We start from the raw sequence: 6,820 nt of genomic DNA on the forward strand, positions 1-6,820 counted from the left end.
CGGCTCGTTTTTCAGGGAAGTGCTTGAATCTCATGAATTCCGGCTATCCGACAGATTTCTCGGTGTTTTCTGACATGCCGCTGAGCATATTCATTCGCGTCCGATAAGGCAAACTTATTGGACGTAGAAATACTCGGCAAAGAGGGGCGGTTTCTATACTAAGTGGTAGTCAAAAGCGCCGCCGCGAGATAGTGTTGTGGCATGACATATGCCCGACCAACCTTCGACAGCGACCCTCTTAGCTTACCCCAGATGCCGCCCTGGGTCACCTCGGCACGCGCCGAACCCCTTGAAGATGTGGCGTTTTTGTCGGGCGCAGCACTGAACCACCTGCATCTTGTGTTGGGACACGAGGAAGTGCCCCACGCCTTGTTGCGGGATAGGCTCGCGCTGCGCGCGGCGGCGGCTTGCGTCGCGCTCTCCGGACGGCCGGAGCGGGAAGCGGAGTTGCGCGATGCGGTGCATCTGTTGCGGCCTGGCGATCTGCCGGGACCGGCAGGGGATACTTACCTTGCCTGGCGGCGTGCGGTGGAGCGGCCGGTGTCGATCAAGGTTCTGGGCCGAGCCTTGCCGGCCTTCGAGCCGGGCCAGATCGCGACGTGGCTCGATGCGGGGAAAGGGGCGCCCGTGACCCGGGCCGCGATAGTGTTGGAGGCGGTGCTGCGCGCAGACGCAGCTGGACTGATCCTCGCGGATGCGGCCCTCGCCCAAGCCCTCGGCTGGGAACATCTCGTGCCGCTTCTGGCCGCAGGCCTGAAACGCGCCGACATGCGCAAGCGAGGCGAAGACCTACGCTCGGCTTGTCATCGTGCGCTCGTCTCATCGGCGGTCGATGCCGTGCGTCTCTCAACTCACCTCGCTCGGCGGGCAGCGCATCTCAAAGCGGTCGCACCGAAGCTGCGCGCCAAAGGCGCGGAGGCCGCCGTCGCGATGTTCCTGACCCAAGATGCCGTCGCGCCGGCGGCCCTGCCATTACCTGACCGGTCCGCACGGCGGCTCTGTGACCGGTTGGTCGATCTCGGCGCGGTGCGCGAGCTGACGGGGCGCGACACGTTCCGGCTCTACGGGGTGTAGGGATGAGCATGGCCAGCGAAAGTGGGAACCGGTTTCGCGGTTCGGACATGCGACCACCAAAAAAGGCCAAGGATCGCGCCGACACTGACTTCGATCGGGAACTGAACGATCTGCCAGCCGAATTGCGCTGGCGCGAATGGCTGCGACGGATCGAGGCAGTGCTCTTTGCCAGCGCCTCGCCAGTACCAAGTAAAGACCTGGCGCGCGTCGTGGGGCATGGGGTGTCGGTCGAGTTGCTAATAGAGGACCTGGCCGCCGATCTGGAAGGGCGGTCCTTCGAAGTGGCGAAGGTCGCCAGCGGTTGGATGCTGCGAACCAGGCCCGCCTACGCCCCGGCGATCCGGACCGCCGCTGACATAGGTGAACAGGACCTCGATCTGCGCGAGTACGATGTCGCTGTCCTGGCCGCCATCGCCTACCACCAGCCGATCACACGGGACGGCCTGAAAGACATCTTCGGCAAAGACATCAGCCGCGACCTGATCGGAAGATTGCATGCGCGTGGATTGATCGTCACCGGGCCACGGTCGCCGCGGCGCGGGGCACCCTATACCTATGTGACGACGGAGCAGTTCCTGGTCGCTTTCGATCTGGAGTCGCTGCAGGACCTGCCCGATCGGGAGCAGATGGAGGATGCAGGGGTCATCAATTGGCAGGCATAGCCGTTGCCAATGATGTGCGGCGGTTTGAATGAAGGCGAACGATGACCTGCTGTAAGTCCGCCAAATCAGGAAGTCTGGAGCGCGTTTTTGATCCCGGTGTTATCTGTGACGTGATCTCTGCACTCAATGACGCCACCAAGTCGGAATGCTTGGGCGCAGCCAGTGCAATGCGGGTCCAGAGATCAATTGCAGGGCGCACGGAACGTTTTTGGAGGGGCGTCATTCCATCGGCCAACTGGCGGAACAATACGTAGCGGACCCGGTGCGGCAAGCGCGAAATTGACGTCGGCTCGCCATTGAACGCGAAACAAGCCGCTCCAAGCATGGCGGGCAGGGATGTCTTTCCATGCCGTCCATGTCCCGCAACATGCATTCGAAGCAGATCGTCTATGAGCCGCTCGAGACGCTGCACATCATACTCGGCAGGCAGGGTGGGGTGTCGGAGATCAGCATCACACCAGACGCAGAAATGTTGCGGCAGCAGGCGGTTTTGTCGAGCAGGCGCAATGCCGCCGCCGCAGGCAGGGCAGTGATCGCGCAAGCGGCATCCATGCCGAAAGCAGGAAACGCGCGTCGCCAGGCTCCAGCCGCGCCGGAAGAACGGTGCGCGATCCTCTTTCAGGCATGCCGGGCAATATTGCAGGCGATTGACCCGAGCGGTCGATGTGCGGGCATCTCCTGATCCTGTGATCTGCCGCAATCGCAACCGGGCTAGTGGGTCGCGGTGCAAAGCCAGGCCATCAATATCCTCGGCGGGCAACCGGGTTCGCTCGACCAGCAATTTGAGGATTCGCCCGGGAAGGTCTCGGTCAAGCTTCGCAGACCAATCCCCACCTGCGACACCCAAAACCTGGCCAAAATACTGAGGCGGAACTCCATTGGCCATGGCCAGCCGATGCAGCCAGCTCGAAAGAAGCTCTCCGGGTGCCAGTGCAACAACGCCGGGCCAGCCTTGCCCCATCTCATTGCCGTAGTCGCGCGCAGGTGTGACTGTGATCTCGGACGCAGACTGGTTCACGTCATTTCGCGACGCAAAGGAGCATTTCGGCGTTTCGACAGGGGCGTGTAACCAAGCGAGGTGATGGTCGCTTCAGAAATGTGTTCCTCGCCGTTCCTTATCGCCTTGATGGCCGCGTTGCTCACGATATCGACGACCTCTCCGATCAAGCCCTCTGACAATTCATGGATGATCTCAGCCAGTGACGGTCGCGACAGGTCCGAGGCTCGGGCGAGAGGCATGCTGGTCTCGAGACTATCGAGGAGCGTCGCGAAATCCTCATCATACGCCCATCTGGGAACAGGGATCGTATCGAACCGCGATCCCATTTCCTCGGTGTCGTGTACCGCGTCATAGACCGCAACCTCGCCGACCAGTACGGGCGAGATGTCGTGGACACGTGCGATACGGCGCAGGAACGAAAAGATAGCTTTCACGTCCTGTCGGCGCCCTCGAAGGGCACTGTGAAACTCATCGAAGATGAGCAGGCGGGGTTTCAAGCCGTCCAGCAAATGATCCACCTGCTCGCCCGCGCGCGACAGGCTTCGCCAACCAGATGCCTGAGGCGCACGCAACCCGGCAAGAATGCTGGCATAGAAGTGAGACAGTCCGGCACCTTCTCGGGTATGAATCACCCAGATCCTTTGACGCTCTGACTGACGCAAATGTTCGATCGCGAAGCGTTCGGCGATCATCGTCTTGCCATTGTGATAGGGGCCTGTCAGCAAGAGCCCTCTGGGGCGCAAGGTTACTGGTCGATCGAGTAGAAGGCTCATTGCGTTATGGGCGCGACTTGCCACCGGGTGGCTGATCCAACAGGCCGTCCGGATATGGGAGATGCGGCACGCGTCACCGGCATCAAGAAGTGATGCGGCGGAGTCCAGGAGGTGATCCGTCATTTCACCAATCCTCCACCGGAAAGACGCGGCGCGGACGTTCGGGGTCGGGCGTTTCTCGGATTGGTGTCGGGGCAGGAGTCAGGCTCTGGTAGGGTTTCGGCGCATGAGCCGCATGCCTGGCCCGTGCGATTTCCTTCAGCCTTTGCTTCTTCGTTGCCGAGGCATCCACGGTCGCCGCGATTTCGCGGCGGATCGCGGTCTTCTCCTCGATCGGGCGCCGACCGGTTTCGCGCGCTCGGTTTCTCTCGGCCCTGTGCTGCCAGAGGGTGACCGCCTCAAGCTGTCCATCCCGCCGCGCCACAGGGAGCCAGGCCCCTGTATCGGGATCCTTGATGTAGATATGGCTAATGTCCCGAGGATCATAACGAACATCGAGAGCATCCAATCGATCACGGCGGGCGACCAATGGGCCCATCCATGGTTCGAAATAGTCGTTGGCAAACAGGCTGACACCTTGAGGTGAAATCCTGCGTGTCTTGTTCGGGAGAAAGCTGAGCAGTACGTCGAAAGGGTTGTCTTCCGGGCCATCCGGCTGACGGCATTTTCGTTCCCATTCCCTGGCCGGGACCGTCAGCTTGCGTTCATTCTGGCTAAGATTGTGATCGATAATCGCCAGCGCGATACAGCGTTCGAGGTCTGCAAAATTGAGCCTCGCACGGTCTTCAGACAGGTACTCACCCCGATCCGCGATGGAACGCCCGGTCTTGCCAGGCAGGGAGCGCAGCACCGTATTCACTTTGCCGAGAAGCCGCTCGACAACCCCGCCACGATGGACGGTCCCCTTGTTCCGGCTTTGAATTACAATGCCGTACTCGGCACAACCCCGGATGAAACTGGTGCTTCTGAATTCCATGGCAGAATCCACGAAGACCTTCTTCGGGCGGCCAAACATCGGCCAGGAATGATTGATGTCGCGCGCTGCCAGCCAGTCCTCCTTGCGTCACATCGCCTGCGCAAGACAGAGGGCGATCGACAGGCGTGAGGGCTTCTCCAGGGTCAGGCAGAAGCCAATAATCGCGCTTGTTGCCACATCGGCAGCGATAGTGAGATAGGGGCGTCCGACATAGATGCCTTGACCATCGATGACTTCCACAAACTGGATGTCGGCGGGGGTGTGGTCTATCTGGACAACATCGAGTGCGTGTTTGGCCCAAATATAGCCTGGGGGGGGGGTTCAGACGCCGCAGGCTTTTCTCTCCTGAATGTCGCCGTCGGGCAATCTCCTCGGGCGTGAACAGTCGTGGGATACGCTTGGAAACGGTGACATAGGCGGGCGGATCAAGACCCTCGATGATACAACGGGTGCGGATTTCATCGGCAATCGGCGCAAGGTCCGGTCGCTCGGGCTGAAGCCACATCTCCCAAAGCGTTGCCGCAATGATCTCCTCTACAGCCGGGCTGATCCTTGTGCGCCTGGCCCCGCCAGTCTTTGGCAACAGCGAAGAAACCCGGCGCTCGGTGCGGTATCGGCGCAGGAGGTTGTAGACTTGGCGCGTCGAGAGACGCAATTCGGATGCGGCCCGAGCAACTGCGGTGCGCATAGGCTCTTGCCCGTCCAAAATTCGATCCAGTTCTCGTCCGATACGCGTTGCCCTCGCCCAAGCCTCGTCAGACGCTTCGTATTCGTGCGGCGTCATGAAACCGCCGCTCCACGGTTTTTGAACTCCATTTTCTGCCCCAGTCTCTCGCTTGTTGAAACGCGAGTTAAAAATTGAAATCGAAACGTAAAAACCCACGTCGGATTACGCTTCATCCTACTGAAATCCTGTAAGAACTTTATGATGAAACGGCAAAGCAATTGCGACAGTGCAGGCGCACCCTAACAAAACACTTTGGTAAAATGCAAAAGCGCCATATTTTGCACATATGAAGCCTCAAGTACCTACGCAGTATAGTAAATTGGACGATCCTCTAGTTGATGCGGAGGGGATTGAAGAGACGTCCGAGGACGACCTGTGGTTCCTGCCCGGTCCAATAGAAGTGGAGCCGGATTATCTGCCGCCCAGACCGAGGGCAATGCTGCCTGAAACCGCAGTCCTCGACGATTGGCGGAAGGCAGAGGCAGGTAATGCCGCCCGTCTTGCCTGTGTGGCTAGCCGGATTGGCGCGCTGGATGACCGTCTGCACCGTGGCCCGGAAGGCTGGCGGCTCAGGCTCGCCCTGATGGAGGCGGCAGACCTCAGCTGGTTTGTGGGTGACCGAATTGGCCTGGATCGGCTGGCGCTTTGGATATCCATGCGCTTGTCCGGGGTGCAGGACGACACCGCAGCGCTCGCGCGTGTCGGATGGGCGGTGCGCCGTCTGACAGGCGGTCCCGGTCCAGAGGTGGACTTATCCGCTTTCCTCGATCGCCGTGACCCTGAAAACATGGCGGATGAAGCCGAGCCCTTTGCGGATCGCGCGGTCGGTTGGCTTGACCTGATGGCGCAAGCCGCCGACCTGCATTCGATTACACGCGCCTGCATGGGGTTTCACCTCTGGAACCTTGCGGGCCTCGGGCAACAGGACGACCGGATGGAAGCGGCGGTTACCGCCGCACGCATTGCCGCGAGCGAAGGCCCGAATTTGAATGGGGGGGCCATCTTTGCGCCTCTGGCTATGCGCGGGGCAGGGGGGCTGCGCGCCAGTGGCCCACCTGCCGAGCGCTTGCAGCGTTGGCTCGAGGGAATGGAAACAGCATGCCTGACCGCGATGCGGCACCTCGACGATATCCAGGCATGGTCAGCGCGGGCGGACAACATGATGGCACCGCTCTCTGGCAAGACACCTCCTGCATTGCGCGCGGTGCTGACCGAATGGCCCGTCGTCTCCGCTCCAATGGCCGAGACCCTGACCGGTGCCAGCCGCGCCGCCGTCCAGCGCAACCTTGCTTGCGCATTCCAGAGAAGTTGGGCGGTCATTCCACGTGATCGTGGGCAGCGATTCCACGGCATCGTGGGCACCCATTCCGTGAACTTGGGCAGGTGACCGACGCGTTCATTGAGTCAGGCTTGCCCAACTTGGTCAAGCGGTTTCGTGGCGCTCATCTTTCTTCGCATGCTGTCTCCGGTCAGGGTGAGGCGGTGGGCGTTGTGAACCAGGCGGTCTAGGATGGCGTCGGCGAGGGTCGGATCGCCGATGGCCTCGTGCCATTGGTCGACCGGCAACTGGCTTGTGACGATGGTGGAGCCTCGGCCCTGCCGGTCCTC

7 protein-coding genes and 2 pseudogenes are annotated in these 6,820 nt (G+C 60.9%); 3 read left to right on the top strand and 6 right to left on the bottom strand.

Annotation, left to right across the window (positions count from 1 at the left end):
* Positions 1-201: 201 nt before the first annotated feature.
* Positions 202-1,074, top strand: coding sequence for a DUF1403 family protein (locus tag RBB42_RS27665; protein WP_094037473.1), 873 nt, complete (start codon positions 202-204; stop codon positions 1,072-1,074).
* Between the two features lie 47 nt (positions 1,075-1,121).
* The gene (scpB, locus tag RBB42_RS27670) at positions 1,122-1,736 is read left to right on the top strand and encodes an SMC-Scp complex subunit ScpB (RefSeq protein WP_306043948.1); all 615 of its coding nucleotides are present in this window, start codon (positions 1,122-1,124) and stop codon (positions 1,734-1,736) included.
* Here the strand turns inward: scpB and RBB42_RS27675 are convergent.
* From RBB42_RS27675 to RBB42_RS28250, 5 genes and pseudogenes are all read right to left on the bottom strand, one after another.
* On the bottom strand, positions 1,720-2,754 hold the full coding sequence (locus RBB42_RS27675; protein WP_306043949.1) for a TniQ family protein: 1,035 nt from the start codon (positions 2,752-2,754) through the stop codon (positions 1,720-1,722). The genes scpB and RBB42_RS27675 overlap by 17 nt on opposite strands.
* The gene (locus tag RBB42_RS27680) at positions 2,751-3,632 is read right to left on the bottom strand and encodes a TniB family NTP-binding protein (protein WP_306043950.1); all 882 of its coding nucleotides are present in this window, start codon (positions 3,630-3,632) and stop codon (positions 2,751-2,753) included. The genes RBB42_RS27675 and RBB42_RS27680 overlap by 4 nt, the downstream gene beginning before the upstream one ends.
* 1 nt (position 3,633) lies before the next feature.
* Positions 3,634-4,368, bottom strand: a complete 735-nt coding sequence (locus tag RBB42_RS27685; protein ID WP_500862298.1) for a Mu transposase C-terminal domain-containing protein — start codon at positions 4,366-4,368, stop codon at positions 3,634-3,636.
* Between the two features lie 30 nt (positions 4,369-4,398).
* A pseudogene (locus RBB42_RS28245) lies at positions 4,399-4,725 on the bottom strand (TnsB C-terminal domain-containing protein); the annotation flags it as partial.
* Between the two features lie 349 nt (positions 4,726-5,074).
* A pseudogene (locus tag RBB42_RS28250) lies at positions 5,075-5,269 on the bottom strand (Mu transposase C-terminal domain-containing protein); the annotation flags it as partial.
* A gap of 229 nt (positions 5,270-5,498) precedes the next feature.
* Between RBB42_RS28250 and RBB42_RS27700 the strand changes: the two are divergent.
* Positions 5,499-6,599, top strand: a complete 1,101-nt coding sequence (locus RBB42_RS27700) for a hypothetical protein (protein ID WP_306043952.1) — start codon at positions 5,499-5,501, stop codon at positions 6,597-6,599.
* Positions 6,600-6,616: 17 nt separating this feature from the next.
* On the opposite strand, the gene RBB42_RS27705 is transcribed toward RBB42_RS27700, so the two are convergent.
* A partial coding sequence (locus RBB42_RS27705) for an ATP-binding protein (RefSeq protein ID WP_306043953.1) occupies positions 6,617-6,820 on the bottom strand: 204 nt, incomplete at its 5' end.

Origin of the sequence: Mameliella sp. MMSF_3455, assembly GCF_030733205.1 — a bacterium.
Taxonomy (GTDB): Bacteria; Pseudomonadota; Alphaproteobacteria; order Rhodobacterales; family Rhodobacteraceae; genus Antarctobacter.

Excerpts from the sequence above, each read along its gene's own strand:
- RBB42_RS27665 (WP_094037473.1), top strand. The coding sequence starts at position 202 with ATGACATATGCCCGACCAACCTTCGACAGCGACCCTCTTAGCTTACCC.
- scpB (WP_306043948.1), top strand. The coding sequence starts at position 1,122 with ATGCGACCACCAAAAAAGGCCAAGGATCGCGCCGACACTGACTTCGAT.
- RBB42_RS27680 (WP_306043950.1), bottom strand. The coding sequence starts at position 3,632 with ATGACGGATCACCTCCTGGACTCCGCCGCATCACTTCTTGATGCCGGT.
- RBB42_RS27700 (WP_306043952.1), top strand. The coding sequence starts at position 5,499 with ATGAAGCCTCAAGTACCTACGCAGTATAGTAAATTGGACGATCCTCTA.